Source organism: Mesorhizobium sp. M1A.F.Ca.IN.020.03.2.1, assembly GCF_004023205.1.
Classification (GTDB): domain Bacteria; phylum Pseudomonadota; class Alphaproteobacteria; order Rhizobiales; family Rhizobiaceae; genus Mesorhizobium.
Genome location: NZ_RZSV01000123.1, coordinates 1 through 16,442, shown reverse-complemented (window position 1 = coordinate 16,442; position 16,442 = coordinate 1). Strand labels below are relative to the sequence as shown.

Genomic DNA, 16,442 nt, shown 5'->3' with positions numbered 1-16,442 from the left:
ACCCCCCTCTGGCCTGCCGGCCCTCTCCCCCGCAAGGGGGGAGATCAGCAGCTTGGCCGCCGGCGCTCTTCTTGCAACGGCGGTGATTGGCGAAGGTCGTGGCAACAGCCAATCTCTCCCCTTGCGGGGGAGATGTCCGGCAGGACAGAGGGGGGTGTGACGGAGCGCTGACGTGGGCCAAAAACTACTCAAACCTCTCCGGCAAATGATGCTCCTCGGCCAGGTCCGAGAACCGCGTGAATTCGCCATGGAAGGCGAGGCTGACGGTGCCGGTCGGTCCGTGACGCTGCTTGGCCACGATGCACTCGGCCTTGCCGCGCGCCTCGTTCATCTCGTTTTCCCACTTGATGTATTCGTCGGTGCCGAGCTTCGGCTCGCGGTTCTTGAGGTAGTATTCCTCGCGGTAGACGAACAGCACCACGTCGGCGTCCTGCTCGATCGAACCGGATTCACGCAGGTCCGAGAGCTGCGGGCGCTTGTCGTCGCGGCTTTCGACCTGACGCGACAGCTGCGACAGCGCGATGATCGGCACGCCGAGCTCCTTGGCTAGAGCCTTCAGGCCCGTGGTGATTTCGGTGATTTCCTGCACGCGGTTCTGCGAGGCGCGCGCGCTCGAGCCCTGCATCAGCTGGATATAGTCGATGACGATGAGGTCGAGGCCGCGCTGGCGTTTCAGCCGCCGCGCCCGCGCGGAGAGCTGCGCGATCGAGATGCCGCCGGTCTGGTCGATGAACAGCGGGATCTTCTGCATCGTCTGCGAGCAGGCGACCAGCTTCTCGAAATCCATCTCGGAGATCTCGCCGCGGCGGATCTTCGATGACGAGATTTCGGTCTGCTCGGAGATGATGCGGGTGGCGAGCTGTTCCGACGACATTTCGAGCGAGAAGAAGCCGACCACGCCGCCATTGGCCGCCTTGAAGGTGCCGTCGGCCTGCTGCGCCGGTTGATAGGCCTCGGCGATATTGAAGGCGATGTTGGTGGCCAGAGAGGTCTTGCCCATGCCGGGGCGCCCGGCAAGCACGATCAGGTCGGAAGGCTGCAGGCCGCCCATGCGGCGGTCGAGGTCGCGCAGCCCCGTGGCGATGCCTGACAGATGGCCGTCGCGCATATAGGCGGCGTTGGCCATGTCGACGGCGGTTTTGACCGCGTCGTTGAAGCTCTCGAAGCCGCCGTCGTAGCGGCCAGTCTCCGCGAGCTCGAACAGGCGCCGCTCGGCGTCCTCGATCTGCTCCGAGGGCGACATGTCGACCGGCGCGTCATAGGCGATGTTGACCATGTCCTCGCCGACGGTGATCAGCGCCCGGCGCGTGGCGAGGTCGTAGATGGCTCGTCCGTAATCGGCCGCGTTGACGACCGTGACCGCCTCGACGGCGAGCCGCACGACATACTGCGCCACCGTCATGTCGCCGACCTTCTCTTCCGCCGGCAGGAAGGTCTTCAGCGTGATCGGCGTCGCGATCTTGCCCATGCGGATGAGCTCTGCCGCGACCTCGAAGATCTTGCGGTGCAGCGGCTCATAGAAATGCGCGGGCTTGAGGAAATCCGAGACGCGGTAGAAGGCGTCGTTGTTGACCAGAATTGCGCCAAGCAGCGCCTGCTCGGCCTCGATGTTGTTCGGTGCCTCGCGGTAGAGCGGTTGCTCCGCCACGCCGAGCTTGCGCGCTGCTTCAGCCATGATGTCCCCGATTTCGATCCCGCTTCCTCGATATCAGAACTGGAAAAGTCGGTGCTGACTTATCTGCAACAGTGAGGTTCCAACCGGCTTCGATGCTCGCGATTCACAACCGAAATTTTTCCGTGGAAAGAATCGTCATTGACTCGAATCGAAGTGCGCAACCCTAGCGGGCCTCGAACGAGAACAAAACAGGAAAATGCGATGCCGGTTATGTCAGTCGTGGCAAGCTTGTCTGCGCCGTGTCGCCTCGCCCCTGAATCACAAGCGGCTCAGCCAAGCGTGTCGCCCCAGTCCGCCCGCCTCGCCGCCTTGAAGACATCGCCGTCGCGCTTGCTGGAGAGGCGCTCGCCGGCATGGCCGTTGGGCTGGCAGAGCTTGAGCACGACTTTGCCCGAACCGCCCTTTGGCGGCGCGATCACCCGTGACGCGCGCGCCGGCGCCGGCAGACGTGAGGCGGCGAGGTAGATGAACTTCTTGTCCTCCCACGGCACGTCGGCGTCCTTGGCGAGCCGATGCAGCCGCGAACGCGCGACGCGGCGCGAGAAATGGCACCAGTCTGGCGGAGCGAGCGGGCAGGGCGCCTCGTGCGGGCAGGGCGCCGAGACATGCGCGCCGGCTTCGATGAGCTGCCGGCGCGCGGCAAGGATACGCTGCCAGCCGGCCGGCGTGCCGGGCTCGACGATCAGCAGCGTGTCGGCCGTCAATCGCCAGAGCCGGTCGACGAGTTTTGGCAGCGAGGCCGGCGCGATCTCGTCGAGCACATAGGCGACGCTGATCAAGTCCGCCGGGTCGAAACCGTCGAGATCGATGGTGGCGTCGCCGGCTACCCAGCTCGCGCGGACAGCGATCGCGCCGGCGGCCAGCGACTGGCCGACCTTGCGCACCGCCGCGCTTGCCTCGACCAGAACCGCCCGTTCGAGCTCCGGCCAGGTATCGGCCGTGGCCCAAAGCATGGTGCCAGGACCGGCGCCGATATCGAGCAGGCTTTTCGGCTGGAAATCCGGACGGGCGTCCGCCAGCGCGTCCAGGCAAGCGCGAACGGCGGCATAGGTGGCGGGCAGCCTGGTCGCCAGGTAAGCCTTCACCGCCATGTCTTCGCCCATATGCAGGCGGCCGTCACGCAACTCGGCGCGATAGCGTTCCGAAAGCGTTCTCGCGGCCTGTTTCAGCGCCGGCAGCGGTACTTTTTCGAGCAGGCTGTCGACGCCTTGCCGGAGCGCGGTGGGCAGTTCCAATTCAGGCTCCTCTTGGCGCGAGCAGGATCACCGAGGCGCCGACGATCGAGAGCGCGGCTCCGGCGAGGTCGAAACGGTCGGGGCGCACGCCTTCGGCTACCCAAAGCCAGCCGAGCGAAGCGGCAATGTAGATGCCGCCATAGGCGGCATAAGCGCGACCGGCGGCGCTCGTGTCGGCCAGCGCCAAAAGGAAGCCGAACAATGCCAGTGACGCCAGGCCCGGCACCAGCCAGAGCGGCGACTTCCCCAGCCGCCACCAGGCCCAGAAGCAAAAGCAGCCGGCGATCTCGGCAAGTGCCGCCGCGATGTAGATTAGGTAGTTCATGAAAAAGGCCTCGCGAACGAGACCTTTTTCGTGGCGTCAGGCCGCAATGGCAAGCCGCAATCGCCGCCGTTCTATTCCACCTTCTTGCGGCGGGTCGGCTTGACGGCGGGCGTCGCCGGCTCCTGATGGCCGAGGTCGCGCAATTCCAGCGCCTTCTCGCATTTGGCCATATAGTCGCGCGTCATCGGCAGCGTGTCGTTCTTCTTGGCGATCTGGAACTGGAAGATCACCAGATCCTGCCAGCGGAAGGCGGCTTCCGAGGCCGCAAGGTAGAACTCCCACATGCGGCAGAAGCGCTCGTCATAGATAGCCTTAGCCTTGTCGCGGTTGGCGGCAAAGCGCTGGCCCCAATGCTTCAGCGTGTCGGCGTAGTGAAGCCTGAGAATCTCGATGTCCGTGACGATAAGGCCCGATTTCTCAATCGCCGGCAGCACTTCCGACATCGACGGGACGTAGCCGCCCGGGAAGATGTATTTGCGGATGAAGGCGCTGGTCGCCCACGGCACGCCGGACCGGCCGATGGTGTGGAGCAGCATCACGCCGTCGGGCTTGAGCAGCGTCGCCGCCTTGTCGAAGAAAGTCCGGTAGTGGTTGACGCCGACATGCTCGAACATGCCGACCGAGACGATGCGGTCGAAGCGTTCGTTGAGCGCGCGATAATCCTTGAGGTCGAAATGCGCGCGGTCCTGCAGGCCCAGTGCATGTGCGCGGTCGGTGGAGACGCCCTGCTGCTCGGTGGATAGCGTCACGCCCTGCACGTCGACGTCGAAGGCCTTGGCGAGATAAAGCCCGAGGCCGCCCCAGCCGGAGCCGATATCGAGCACCGTCTGGCCGGCCTTGAGTCTCAGCTTGGCGGCGATGTGGCGCTTCTTGGCGACCTGCGCTTCGTCCAGGGTCATGTCGGGCCGTTCGAAATAGGCGCAGGAATACTGCATGTCCTCGTCGAGGAAGAGCTTGTAGAGTTCGCCGGAGAGGTCGTAGTGGCGCTGCACGTTGCGGCGAGATCTCGACGCCGTGTTGATCTGCTGCAGGCGGCGGAAGGCATGGCGCAGACCTTCGATGGCCTTCGACCAGGTCACGTCGATGCCGCCGCTGCCCATGTTCTGGAAAGCGATCCGCATCACCCCGAGGACGCCGCCCTCGGGGATGTCCAGTTCGCCATCCATATAGGCTTCGGGCACGGCCAGCATCGGATCGAAGGTGATCGCGCGCTCGGCATGCATGGTCTTGATGTGGATGTGTACCGGTTCGCCGCTGCCGTCGCCGAACTTATGCGTCGTGCCTTTCGGCCCGGTCACTTTGAGGTCGCCGGTCCGCACCAGCCGTTCGAGAACGTGTTTCAACAGGATGTTCATGACCAAATGTCCCCTCAGACGGACCATCCGGCAGTCGGACCGAATGCCAAATCGAAAGTGCCACAGCGCATCGCCCGCGTCCAATCGACGCGCCACGCCGTAATCTGCAACAAGATATAGGGATTAGAAAAGTTCCTATTGGCACAAAAAAGCCCGGGTCGAAGACCCGGGCGTTGGTCCAGTCGGCGCTGGACGCAGGAGGAGCCGGAGCGCGGCTCCTGCCTTGTCGATCAGGCGTTGTCCTCGCCGCCTTCGAATTCGGCGTTCGGATCGAAGAAGTTTTCCGGCCGGGCGTTGTCGTTGATGTCTTCGCCATAGATGGCTTCGGCCGTCGTCAGCGTCTCGCCCTTGGCCTGGCGCTCCGCCTCATCGGCCGAGCGGGCGACGTTGAGCGTCACCGTGACCTCGACTTCAGGATGCAGCGCGATGGCCACGTTGGAGAGGCCGATGGTCTTGATCGGCTGGTTGAGCTCGATCTGGTTGCGGCTGACGGAGAAGCCCTCGGCGGTCAGCAGTTCGGCGATGTCGCGGGTCGACACCGAGCCGTAGAGCTGGCCGGTCTCGCCTGCCGAGCGCACGACGATGAAGCTCTTGCCGTCGAGCTTCTCGGCGATCTGCGCAGCCTCCGACTTGCGCTCGAGGTTGCGGGCTTCGAGCTGGGCGCGCTGGCCCTCGAACTTCTTCTTGTTGGCTTCGTTGGCGCGCAGCGCCTTGCCCTGCGGCAGCAGGAAGTTGCGGGCGAACCCATCCTTGACCTTGACGGTTTCGCCCATCTGGCCGAGGCGGGAAATGCGCTCGAGGAGAATGACTTCCATGGTTTCGTTCCTTTGGTTGGCGCCATCGCGGATGACGGCGGATTCTTTGGGAACAGGTCAGGAAGCAAATGGCGTCTTCGCCGGTGTCGCTGTCCTGCCTGTTTCGGCAGTTAGAGGTTTATGGCCTCAACTCGGGATTTGAGCCTGCCCGTCGCGGCGCCCGTCGCCGTGGGCCGAAGCGGGCGGCAAGCCGCCCGCATCAATAGCTTAGCGAACCACGTAGGGCAGCAGGCCGAGGAAGCGGGCGCGCTTGATCGCCTTGGCGAGCTCGCGCTGCTTCTTCTGGCTGACGGCGGTGATGCGCGACGGCACGATCTTGCCGCGCTCGGAAATGTAGCGCTGCAGCAGACGCACGTCCTTGTAGTCGATCTTCGGAGCGTTGGCGCCGGAGAACGGGCAGGTCTTGCGGCGGCGATGGAACGGACGCCGGGTCGGGATCTGGTTGATGTCGACCATTATTCTGCACCCCCTTCAACGTTTTCGCGCGGGCGGCGCGGACCACGGTCGCCGCCATCACGGTCGCCGAACGAGCGCGGGCCACGGTCGCGGTCGCCGAACGAACGCGGGCCACGGTCGCCACGGTCGCGGTCGCCGAAGCCGCCGCGCTCGGAGCGCTCTTCGCGCTTCTGCATCATCGCCGAGGGGCCTTCCTCGTGCGCCTCGACCTTGATGGTGAGGAAGCGCAGCACGTCTTCCGACAGGCCCATCTGGCGCTCCATTTCGTTGAGCGCGGCCGGCGGGCAGTTGATGTCCATCAGCGTGTAGTAAGCCTTCCGGTTCTTCTTGACCCGGTAGGTGAGGGACTTCAGTCCCCAGTTCTCGATCCGGCCGACCGATCCGCCATTGGCGGCGATGACGCCCTTGTACTGTTCGACAAGCGCATCAACCTGCTGCTGCGACAGGTCCTGCCGGGCAAGAAACACATGTTCGTAAAGAGCCATTATGTTTTTCTGCCTTTCTTCGTTTCTCTCACCGGCCCTCGCGGCTAAGCCTCTGCAACTTGTCTGACCCGTTCGCGAAGGAGCGGGGAAGAAAGGAGCATCACGAGACGGTCGAGAGCGGAGACACGGGAGGCCCAAAGCGCTTCTGGCTTCATGACGTGGCCCTCTAAGGCCACGGCCCTCCGTTCAGCCCCCAGCAAGGACCGGCAGATTGCCGGCGTCTATACAGCAATTCGTGAGGAAGGCAAGGGCGGGAGAGAGGGTCGGCGGCTCCGCAGTGTCGCAGGACTGGCGGCGCTTGTGGGAATTGGCTGACCCGCCGGCCGCAGGTCAGCCATTTCGTCGGAAGGCGATCCACTCAGCTCATATGCGCGACGAGCGGGACTACCGTCTCGGGGAAGAAGTCGGGCGCGACCCGGCGCTTGCCGAACATCATATCGTACTGGATCAGCCGGAAATCGTTGATCTTCGGATCGATCTTTTTCTGCCGCGCCCAGTCGGGCGTCGCCTCGCCGGAGGGCGACAGCAAAAGGTTGCGGTCAACCACCCGGTAGTGCTCGCGCAGCGCGCCGAGGAAGCCGGTGTAATAGGGGTGGGTGATCCCGGCCGTGGTAAGGATATGATAGGGCAGGAAGGCGGGGCTCACCGAGCCCAGATTCTCGACCGGACCGGAGCGGTTCGACCAGATGATCAGCGGCGTGTCGTGATGCTCGAGCGCCGCCTCGGGCGTCGGCTCCTTGCGCGGCGCGACATTGTCCTTGAGGAAGCCGGTCTCGACATAGACGGGGCCGAGCGGCGGCAAGTGGTCGCCGAAGAAGGCGATGATGGTCGGCCGCTCGCGCTTCTTCGCCCAGTCGATCAGGCGCTGCAGGCCGCGATCGGCGTCGGCCGACCCTTCGGCGTAGGAGAGCAGCGATTCCCGCGCCCAGGTGCTGATCGGCGCGTCGACGCTATGTGTCGGATTGTAATAGCGGTAGGGCTCGTAGGGCCCGTGGTTCTGCAGGCTGACCGCGAACAGGAATACCGGCCCGTCGCTGGCATCGGCCTCGCGCATGATCTCGTCGGTCATGGCCGCGTCGGAGGCCAGCGGCCCGCGCTTCTCCATCGGCGGCAGCGTCTCTTCCGAGCGGAAGTCGCTGAAGCCGAAATCGGCGTAGACTGCGCCCCGGTTCCAGAACCAGTTGGTGCCCGGGTGGATGGCGCGCGCCCTATAGCCTTCGCTCTTCAGGAAAGTCGCCAGCGACGGCGTCGGCGTGCGCACATATTGCTGATAGGGAATCGAGCCCGCCGGCAGGAAGGCGTTGGAGAAGCCGGTCAGCGCCTCGAACTCGATATTGGCGGTCATGCCGCCGAATTCCGGCGAGAACATCGAGCCCGAGCGCAGCGCGCGCACCGTCGGGATCGGATCGGGCTTGATGCTGACGCCGGGGAGCTCCGTCGGATCCCAGAAGGATTCGCTCATCACCACGATGATATCGGGCTTCTGGTCGGGCACCGAGGCGGCAACCCCGGGACGCGCGATCGCATCCATCGTCTTCTCGGAATAGCCGGGCGGGGCCGAGACATGCGCCATCGGCACGTTGAGCGCGAAGGCGAGCGCGAAGCCGTTGGAGGCATAGTTCTCCTTCTGGTCCCACATGATCGGGATGATCTGCAGCCTGTCGCGCGTCCACGAGAAGGTGGCGTAGTCCATGATCGAGACGAAGAAGGCGAGCAGCGGCACGGCAAGCGTCAAGCGCGCCAGCCGTCCCTTGCGGCTGAGGATCGGCACACGCCGGCGCCAGAGCCGCCAGCCATAGACGAGCAGCGCGAGGCTGGCGACGATCGCCGCCGCAAGCAGCACGGCCGTCCAGGGGCGCTCGCGCACCAGAAGCGGCATCAGCGCCATGATCTGGCGGGCATAGAGGAAATCGGTCGGGTAGAGCGGATCGCCCAGATAGTGCGATTTCTGGTGACCGACAAAGGCCAATGCCAATGTCACCGGCGCGACGATCATCAGGCTTTGATGGCTGCGGCCGAGAATGGCGTCGAGCCCGATCAGCACCAGCGAAAAGACGATGATGGTGGTCCAGCCGGGCTTGAAGGGCTGCAGGAAGAAGTCGACGGTGCCGAAGAAGTCGCCGCGCACGATCCATTCGATGGCGAACACCAGAAGGGCGGAGGCAAGCAGCGTCGCCAGGCCGTAGCGGACAATCGGCCATCTGCGCCCCGGCAGATAGCCGGTGGACGGATCGTCTTCCAAAAATTGCGGCGCGGGTTTGGCCGCGCCTTTCCTGATCCTAGCCACTTTGCTTCCCCGGCCCATGTCACGCGTCTTTTACTCGCGTCACGCCACTGTCATCGAAATGTCACACAAAGCTAGCGCCTGTGGCGGAAATAAGAAGAGCCAGCAAACGATTCGTGAGCGGTTTTCATCAGGTGTGATCGCCAAAAAGCCTTTCAGAACAGGGAACTCGGCCGTTCTCCCGGCTGGAACAGCCGCTGAACTGGTGCTTGCGGGCTTGACTTGGCCGTCCGCCTTGCGCCAGAGGCAGGGAAAAACCAGCCGCTGGAGACGCTAACATGGCCGTCGCATTCACCTTTCCGGGACAGGGCAGCCAGGGCGTCGGAATGGGCAAGGACCTCGCCGATGCCTTTCCCGAGGCGCGCCATGTCTTCGAGGAAGTCGATGAGGCGCTCGGCGAAAAACTGTCGAAGCTGATCTGGGAAGGGCCGGAGGAAACGCTGACGCTGACGGCCAATGCCCAGCCGGCGCTGATGGCGGTGTCGCTGGCGGCGGTAAGGGCGCTGGAATCGCGCGGTTTTTCGCTGAAGGACAAGGTGGCTTATGTCGCAGGCCATTCCCTCGGCGAATATTCGGCGCTTGCCGCAGCCGGCTTCGTTTCGGTGGCCGATGCCGCGCGACTGCTGCGCACCCGCGGCAACGCCATGCAGGCGGCGGTGCCGGCGGGCGAGGGCGCCATGGCTGCCATCATCGGGCTGGAGCAGGCTGATGTGGAAGCCGCCTGCGCCGAAGCGGCACAAGGCTCTGTCTGTCAGATCGCCAACGACAATGGCGGTGGCCAACTGGTGATTTCCGGCGCCAAGGCGGCCGTCGAACTGGCGGCGAAGCTCTGCACCGAAAGGGGTGCCAAGCGGGCGTTGATGCTGCAGGTCTCGGCACCTTTTCACTCGGCATTGATGATGCCGGCCGCCGATATCATGCGCGAGGCGCTGGCCGGGGTCGCGAAAAGCGCGCCAGTGGTTCCCATCGTCTCAAATGTTTCGGTCACGCCGACCAGCGACCCGGACGAGATCGCCCGCCGCTTGGTCGAGCAGGTCGTTGCCCGCGTGCGCTGGCGCGAGACGGTGGAATGGTTCGGCGCCAAAGGTGTCGCGACGCTTTACGAAGTTGGCGCCGGCAAGGTGCTGTCCGGCTTGGCGCGACGCATCAACCGCGATATCGCGACCGGCGCCATCGGCACGGCGGCGGAAGTCGAGGCGGCGCTGGCAACTTTAGCATAAACAGGGAACTCTTGCTGGCAGGTGCGGCATTCCTACTTCCATCCGTCTTTCTCCCGAAGTCGAGCATCGCCTCGACGATCTCGTGGCGATGACTGGTCGAAGCAAAGCCGAATACCTGCGTGACTTCGTTGAGCGTGGACTCGAAGATCTCGAGGACTATTACCTGGCTGCGGAAGTGCTGGAGCAGATCAGGCTTTGTGAAGAATCGGTCGTGAGCGCCGAGAACTTCTGATATGGCCTGGACAACATGACAAAATGCGGAACGAGGGTCGCTCGCGGGGCGTCCGGAAGAATGAGGTTGAAGCAATGTTCGAACTGACCGGCCGTAAGGCGCTCGTCACCGGTGCATCGGGAGGCATCGGCGAGGCGATCGCCAGGGTGCTGCACAGCCAGGGCGCGATCGTCGGCCTGCACGGCACCCGCGTCGAGAAGCTGGAAACGCTGGCCGACGAGCTCGGCGACCGCGTAAAGCTCTTCCCGGCGGATCTGACCAACCGCGACGCGGTCAAGGCGCTCGGCCAGAAGGCGGAGGCCGATCTCGAAGGCGTCGACATCCTGGTCAACAATGCCGGCATCACCAACGACGGCCTGTTCGTGCGCATGTCGGACGCCGACTGGGATTCCGTGCTCGAGGTGAACCTGACCGCCGTGTTCCGGCTCACTCGTGAACTCACCCATCCGATGATGCGCCGCCGCCATGGCCGCATCATCAACATCACCTCGGTGGTCGGCGTCACCGGCAATCCCGGCCAGACCAATTACTGCGCCTCCAAGGCCGGCATGATCGGCTTTTCCAAGTCGCTGGCGCAGGAGATCGCCACCCGCAACATCACCGTCAACTGCGTCGCCCCGGGCTTCATCGAATCGGCCATGACCGACAAGCTCAACGACAAGCAGAAAGAGACCATCATGGCGGCGATTCCGACGCGGCGGATGGGCACCAGCGCCGAAGTTGCCTCGGCCGTCGCCTATCTCGCTTCCAATGAGGCGGCTTATGTCACCGGCCAGACCATCCACGTGAATGGCGGCATGGCGATGATCTAGGGTATTTGAGATTCAGGTGATGCCGGCCTGCAAACGGCGGCTTCCTGCGCTTCCGCTCCGGCCCTCGAAAGCCGCCATTTTCGGCTCGGCTTGAGCTGAATCTCACACACCTGGGCGACCGAGCCCCGGGCGCCTGTGAAAACAGCCATTTCGGCTTGGACGCCCGCTGTTTTTCGTGTAATGCGGCCGGCAACCCGGCGGTTCGGGCAAAAACCGGTCCTGTGGCGTTGCGTTTCCCACAAGACCATCTTTCAGCTTGATTAGCGGCATTCCGCCCGCTAACGAAGACAACACAACGTAAGACGAGGCCCCAAATGAGTGACACCGCAGAGCGCGTCAAGAAGATCGTCATCGAGCATCTCGGCGTCGATGCCGACAAAGTGACGGAGCAGGCGAGCTTCATCGACGATCTGGGCGCGGACAGCCTCGATACGGTCGAACTCGTGATGGCGTTCGAAGAAGAGTTCGGCGTCGAGATTCCAGACGACGCCGCCGAGACCATCCTGACTGTCGGCGATGCCGTGAAGTATATCGACAAGGCCTCGGCCTGAGGCGTTCCGCGGGTATCGCCGGGGAGGACCTGCGATGAGGCGAGTCGTCGTCACGGGCCTTGGCCTGCTTTCGCCGTTCGGCATGGGTGTCGAGCACAGCTGGAAGGAACTGCTTTCCGGCCGCAGCGCCGCCTGCCGCATCACCGAATTCGAGGTGGACGACCTTGCCTGCAAGATCGCCCACGTCATTCCAGGCGGCGACGGCTCGAACGGCACCTTCAATCCCGAGGCCGTGCTCGAGCCGAAGGAACTGCGCAAGATCGGCGACTTCATCCTCTACGGCATCGCGGCGGCCGACGAGGCGCTGGCCGATTCCGGCTGGAAGCCCGAGACGCATGAGGACCAGTGCGCCACCGGTGTGCTGATCGGTTCGGGCATCGGCGGCATCGACGGCATCGCCGAGAACGCGATGATCCTGAAGGAGCGCGGCCCGCGCCGCATCAGCCCGTTCTTCATCCCCGGACAGATCATCAACCTGGTCTCCGGCCAGGTTTCCATCCGGCACGGGCTGAAAGGCCCGAACCATGCTGTCGTCACCGCCTGCTCGACGGGCGCGCACGCCATCGGCGATGCCGCGCGGCTGATCATCTGGGGCGATGCCGACGTCATGGTGGCCGGCGGCGCCGAAGCGCCGATCACCCGGCTTTCGATGGCAGGTTTCGCCGCGTGCCGCGCGCTCTCCACCGAGCGCAACGATGCGCCCGAGATCGCTTCGCGCCCCTATGACCGCGACCGCGACGGCTTCGTCATGGGCGAGGGCGCCGGCGTCGTCGTCCTCGAGGAGCTCGAGCACGCCAAGGCGCGCGGCGCCAAGATCTATGCCGAGGTCACCGGCTACGGCCTGACCGGCGATGCCTATCACATCACCGCCCCGGCCGAGGACGGCGACGGCGCCTTCCGCTGCATGACGGCGGCGCTGAATCGGGCGAAGCTCTCGCCCGCCGACATCGACTACATCAATGCGCACGGCACCTCGACCATGGCCGACACGATCGAGCTCGGCGCCGTGGAGCGGCTGGTCGGCAATGCCGCTTCCAAGATCTCGATGTCGTCCACCAAGTCGTCGATCGGTCATCTGCTGGGCGCTGCGGGCGCCGCGGAAGCGATCTTCTCGATCCTCGCAATCCGCGACAACATTGCCCCCGCCACCATCAACCTCGACAATCCGGAACGCGAGACGGCGATCGATCTCGTGCCGAACAAGCCGCGCCAGCGCCAGATCGATGTGGCGCTGTCGAACTCCTTCGGCTTCGGCGGCACCAACGCCTCGCTCGTCTTCCAACGTTACGATGGCTGAACATTCAGCCTACCGGCAGGTCCGCCGCCTGCCGTCATTTTTGCCAAATTTGCCCCTACACTTCGGCTAGGGGATTCGTTGCAAGATCAGACGGTAGGGCGCCATGAATACAAATCCGGGCGGCGGTGGAGAATTCGGACAGCGTCAGGCGCAAGGACCGATCGTGCCCAAGACAGCCGCCGAGGCGCTGCGCCCCGAGGCCGGCACGCCGCCGCCGTCAAAACGCTCGCGCGCGTCGCGCAGCCAGGTCGTCGTATTCCTGAATTTCTTCCTTTCGTTGGTCATCCTGGTCGTGCTTGCCTCGGGTGCCGCACTCTATTTCGGCATGCAGGCCTTCATTGAGCCGGGCCCGTCCGCCAATGGCGACACCTTCATGGTCAAGCCGAACACCGGCGTTCAGGAGATCGCCGACCAGCTGGAGCGGCGCGGCCTGGTCAGCGATGCGCGCATCTTCAGGCTGGGGGTGCGTGCCACCGGCAACGATTCCGCGCTGAAGGCCGGCGAATACGCCATCAAGCCGCGTGCCTCGATGCGCGACATCATGGAGCTGTTCAAGAGCGGCAAGTCGGTGATGTATTCGCTGACCATCCCAGAGGGGCTCACGGTTGAGCAGGCGCTGCAGCGCGTGGCCGAGCAGGAGGCGCTGACCGGCGACATGCCGTCGGCCATGCCGCCCGAGGGCAGCATCGCGACCGACACGCTGCGCTTCACGCGCGGCGCCACCCGGCAGCAGATGGTCGAAAAGCTGGTCGCCGACCAAAAGAAGCTGGTCGAGGACGTCTGGGCGCATCGCGCGCCCGACCTGCCGATCGCCAATATGGAGGACTTCGTCATCCTGGCCTCGATCGTCGAGAAGGAGACGGGCAGGGGCGACGAGCGCTCGCGCGTGGCCGCGGTCTTCCTCAACCGGCTCGCCAAGGGCATGCGGCTGCAGTCGGATCCGACCATCATCTACGGCCTGTTCGGCGGCAAGGGCAAACCGGCCGACAGGCCGATCTATCAGTCCGACATCGAGAAGCAGACGCCGTATAACACCTATCTGATCAAGGGCCTGCCGCCGACGCCGATCGCCAATCCGGGCCGCGCCGCACTCGAGGCGGTGGCCAATCCGTCGAAGACCGACGACCTTTATTTCGTCGCCGACGGCAATGGCGGCCATGTCTTTGCCGCGACGCTGGAAGAGCACAACCAGAACGTCGCCCGCTATCGGGCGGTGCAGAAGAAGCAGGCCGATGCGGCAGCCAAGGCCTCCGGCCAGACGACGGCGCCGGCCACTCCCGACGACGGTGCCAGTGCAGGCGCCAGCGGCGAGAATGGCGACGCGGCCCAGTAGGCCGCGGTGATTGCCGGATCTGGCCCGCCTCCTTTGACGCCGGGCCGTATTCATGTTTTGAGGGGACATCCGACGCTGGCCAGAGGTCCGGCGTCTTGCTAGGGGCGCATGCTCGGGCAATCGCGCCGGGCCTGCGTCAAGGGGTGACACGCATCATGAACGTGCAGAGCATGACCGGTTTCGCGCGAGCCGTCGCTGAGCTCGACGGCACGTCGATCGCCTGGGAAGTCAAATCGGTCAACGGCAAGAGCGTCGAGGTCAGGCTGAGGCTGCCGCAGGGTTTCGACCGGCTGGAGCCCGCTGTAAGGCAGACCGTGCAGAAGCGCTTCGCGCGCGGCAATTTCCAGGCAACGCTGACTGTCGCGCGCGCCGCCGCCCAGCAGGCGCAGCCGGTGGTCAACGAGGCGTTCCTGAAGGACCTGGCGGGACTGGCCAAGCGCCTCCAGGAGCAGTTCGGCACCGCGCCGGCGACGGCTGACGGTCTGCTGGCGCTGCGCGGCGTGCTCGACATCCTGGAGACGGTCGAGACCGAGGAGGAGCGCGCCGCCCTCGACGCGACGATCCTGTCGGCGCTGGACATGGCGCTGGCCGGATTGGAGCAGGCAAGGCAGAGCGAAGGTGCCGCGCTGCGCCAGTTGTTGTCCGGCCATATCGACGCCATCGAGGCGCTGACGCTGAAGGCCGAGGCCGACCCGTCGCGCGAGCCGGCGGCGATCCGCGAGCGCATCACCGAACAGGTCCGCCTGCTGATGGATGCGTCGGCCAATCTCGACGCGGTCCGTCTGCACCAGGAAGCGGCCTTCCTCGCCACCAAGGCCGATATCCGCGAGGAGATCGACCGGCTGAAGACGCATGTCGCATCAGGCCGCACGCTGCTTTCCAGCGGCGGCGCCGTCGGCCGCAAGCTCGATTTTCTGGCGCAGGAATTCAATCGCGAATCGAATACCTTGTGTTCCAAGTCGAATGCCGCCGCGGTTACCGCGATCGGGCTGGAGCTCAAGGCGGTGGTCGACCAGTTTCGCGAGCAGGTTCAGAATCTGGAGTGACGGGGATGGTTGCCAAGGAGCCTACGGCCGCCAGGGATCTGGGGTCCCGCATCCGCCGCCGCGGGCTGATGCTGGTGCTGTCGTCGCCGTCGGGCGCCGGCAAGTCGACGATCGCGCGCAATCTTCTGGAAAGCGATTCGAGCCTGGAGCTGTCGGTCTCCGTCACCACCAGGCCGCGTCGCGGCTCGGAGATCGAGGGCGTCCATTATCTTTTCCGCACCATGCGCGAGTTCGAACGGCTGCGCGATTCCGACGCGCTGCTCGAATGGGCCGAGGTGCACGGCAATTTCTATGCGACGCCGCGCGAGCCGGCCGAGGCAGCACTTGCCGAAGGCCGCGACATGCTGTTCGACATCGACTGGCAGGGCGCCCAGCAGCTCAAGGAGAAGATGCGCGCCGACATTGTCTCGATCTTCATCCTGCCCCCTTCGATGAAGGAGTTGAAGGCGCGCCTGAAGCGCCGCGCCGAGGACCAGGAGCAGGTCATCGAGACCAGGCTGAAGAATGCCCGCGTCGAGATCGAGCACTGGAAGGAATATGACTTCGTCATCGTCAACGACGATCTCGACCGCGCCTTTGCCGAGGTGCGTGCAATCGTTACAGCCGAGCGCCTGCGCCGCGACCGTCGGCCGGGCCTGTTCGATTTCATCTCGGGCTTGCTGGACGAGAAGACGGAGTGAGAGGCAGTGCCTCCCCTTCTCCCACAAGGGGAGAAGAAGGCCGGCGGGCTACAGCGCGTTCGTCAACCTTACGAACTCTTCGACACTCAGCGTCTCGGCCCGGCGCGTCGGGTCGATGCCGGCGCGGGTGAGCAGGGCCTCTCCGCCCAAGCTCTTCACGCTTTGCCGCAGCATCTTGCGGCGCTGGCCGAAGGCGGCTTCGGTGATGCGGCCCAGCCTCTTGCCGTCGGTGGGCAGGGGAGATGGACGCGGCACCAGATGCACCACCGAGGACGTGACCTTCGGCGGCGGAGTGAAAGCCTGCGGCGGCACGTCGAAGGCGATCTTTGCCTCGGTGCGCCAGCCGGCAAGCACGCCGAGCCGGCCATAGGCGTCGCTGCCCGGGCTTGCTGTGATGCGCTCGGCCACCTCGCGCTGGAACATCAGCGTCATCGATTGATAGAAGGGCGGCCAATCGACCGTTGTCAGCCAGCGGATCAGAAGCTCCGTACCGATGTTGTAGGGCAGGTTGGCGGCGATCTTCACCGGGCCGCCGCCCGCCGTGCCGCCAAGCGCGGCAAAATCCGTCTTCAGCGCATCGCCGGGAATGACCTCGAGCCGGCCGGGATAATGGCCGGACACCTGCGCCAACGCTTCCAGAC

At 64.8% G+C, this 16,442-nt stretch carries 17 protein-coding genes; 8 read left to right on the top strand and 9 right to left on the bottom strand.

Translation table 11 applies throughout. The features are described from left to right. Positions 1 to 184: 184 nt before the first annotated feature. The 8 genes from EOA79_RS19360 to EOA79_RS19325 form a co-directional block, all read right to left on the bottom strand. On the bottom strand, positions 185 to 1,675 hold the full coding sequence (locus EOA79_RS19360) for a replicative DNA helicase (RefSeq protein ID WP_067330253.1): 1,491 nt from the start codon (positions 1,673 to 1,675) through the stop codon (positions 185 to 187). Positions 1,676 to 1,944: 269 nt separating this feature from the next. Next, positions 1,945 to 2,910: a small ribosomal subunit Rsm22 family protein gene (locus EOA79_RS19355; RefSeq protein ID WP_128293177.1), complete on the bottom strand. Its 966-nt coding sequence runs from the start codon at positions 2,908 to 2,910 to the stop codon at positions 1,945 to 1,947. Between the two features lies 1 nt (position 2,911). Continuing rightward, a complete protein-coding gene (locus EOA79_RS19350) occupies positions 2,912 to 3,235 on the bottom strand; it encodes a YnfA family protein (RefSeq protein WP_095823652.1) in 324 nt (107 codons plus the stop codon). Positions 3,236 to 3,306: 71 nt separating this feature from the next. Further along, the gene (locus EOA79_RS19345) at positions 3,307 to 4,590 is read right to left on the bottom strand and encodes a cyclopropane-fatty-acyl-phospholipid synthase family protein (protein WP_127335322.1); all 1,284 of its coding nucleotides are present in this window, start codon (positions 4,588 to 4,590) and stop codon (positions 3,307 to 3,309) included. 230 nt (positions 4,591 to 4,820) lie between these two features. Continuing rightward, a complete protein-coding gene (gene rplI / locus EOA79_RS19340) occupies positions 4,821 to 5,405 on the bottom strand; it encodes a 50S ribosomal protein L9 (RefSeq protein ID WP_095779181.1) in 585 nt (194 codons plus the stop codon). A 207-nt stretch (positions 5,406 to 5,612) separates the two neighbouring features. Continuing rightward, a complete protein-coding gene (gene rpsR / locus EOA79_RS19335) occupies positions 5,613 to 5,861 on the bottom strand; it encodes a 30S ribosomal protein S18 (RefSeq protein WP_006203718.1) in 249 nt (82 codons plus the stop codon). After that, on the bottom strand, positions 5,861 to 6,346 hold the full coding sequence (rpsF, locus tag EOA79_RS19330; protein ID WP_067330265.1) for a 30S ribosomal protein S6: 486 nt from the start codon (positions 6,344 to 6,346) through the stop codon (positions 5,861 to 5,863). Before rpsF ends, rpsR begins: the two co-directional genes overlap by 1 nt. Before the next feature lie 358 nt (positions 6,347 to 6,704). Further along, entirely contained in the window at positions 6,705 to 8,651 is a 1,947-nt protein-coding gene (locus tag EOA79_RS19325) for an LTA synthase family protein (protein WP_082954121.1), read from the bottom strand. A gap of 257 nt (positions 8,652 to 8,908) precedes the next feature. On the opposite strand from EOA79_RS19325, the gene fabD reads away from it, so the two are divergent. The 8 genes from fabD to gmk all read left to right on the top strand — a co-directional run bounded on the left by fabD (position 8,909) and on the right by gmk (position 15,801). After that, positions 8,909 to 9,850, top strand: a complete 942-nt coding sequence (gene fabD / locus EOA79_RS19320) for an ACP S-malonyltransferase (protein ID WP_095823650.1) — start codon at positions 8,909 to 8,911, stop codon at positions 9,848 to 9,850. Between the two features lie 28 nt (positions 9,851 to 9,878). Beyond that, positions 9,879 to 10,082 (top strand): ribbon-helix-helix protein, CopG family, encoded by a 204-nt coding sequence (locus tag EOA79_RS19315; RefSeq protein ID WP_095823649.1) that lies wholly within the window; start codon positions 9,879 to 9,881, stop codon positions 10,080 to 10,082. A gap of 74 nt (positions 10,083 to 10,156) precedes the next feature. Then, positions 10,157 to 10,894 carry a 3-oxoacyl-[acyl-carrier-protein] reductase gene (gene fabG / locus EOA79_RS19310; RefSeq protein WP_095823648.1) on the top strand — a complete coding sequence of 246 codons (738 nt, stop codon included), beginning with the start codon at positions 10,157 to 10,159 and terminating at the stop codon, positions 10,892 to 10,894. Positions 10,895 to 11,208: 314 nt separating this feature from the next. Then, complete coding sequence (locus EOA79_RS19305; RefSeq protein ID WP_006203723.1) at positions 11,209 to 11,445, top strand: acyl carrier protein; 237 nt, start codon at positions 11,209 to 11,211, stop codon at positions 11,443 to 11,445. Positions 11,446 to 11,479: 34 nt separating this feature from the next. Beyond that, a complete protein-coding gene (fabF, locus tag EOA79_RS19300) occupies positions 11,480 to 12,742 on the top strand; it encodes a beta-ketoacyl-ACP synthase II (RefSeq protein ID WP_128293175.1) in 1,263 nt (420 codons plus the stop codon). Between the two features lie 103 nt (positions 12,743 to 12,845). Continuing rightward, positions 12,846 to 14,075 carry an endolytic transglycosylase MltG gene (mltG, locus tag EOA79_RS19295; protein WP_095823647.1) on the top strand — a complete coding sequence of 410 codons (1,230 nt, stop codon included), beginning with the start codon at positions 12,846 to 12,848 and terminating at the stop codon, positions 14,073 to 14,075. A gap of 155 nt (positions 14,076 to 14,230) precedes the next feature. After that, the gene (locus EOA79_RS19290; RefSeq protein WP_095823646.1) at positions 14,231 to 15,121 is read left to right on the top strand and encodes a YicC/YloC family endoribonuclease; all 891 of its coding nucleotides are present in this window, start codon (positions 14,231 to 14,233) and stop codon (positions 15,119 to 15,121) included. Positions 15,122 to 15,126: 5 nt separating this feature from the next. Continuing rightward, the gene (gene gmk / locus EOA79_RS19285; RefSeq protein ID WP_066995702.1) at positions 15,127 to 15,801 is read left to right on the top strand and encodes a guanylate kinase; all 675 of its coding nucleotides are present in this window, start codon (positions 15,127 to 15,129) and stop codon (positions 15,799 to 15,801) included. 48 nt (positions 15,802 to 15,849) lie between these two features. On the opposite strand, the gene EOA79_RS19280 is transcribed toward gmk, so the two are convergent. Beyond that, positions 15,850 to 16,442 (bottom strand): rRNA adenine dimethyltransferase family protein (locus EOA79_RS19280; protein WP_128293174.1); only part of this gene is annotated, 593 nt, incomplete at its 5' end.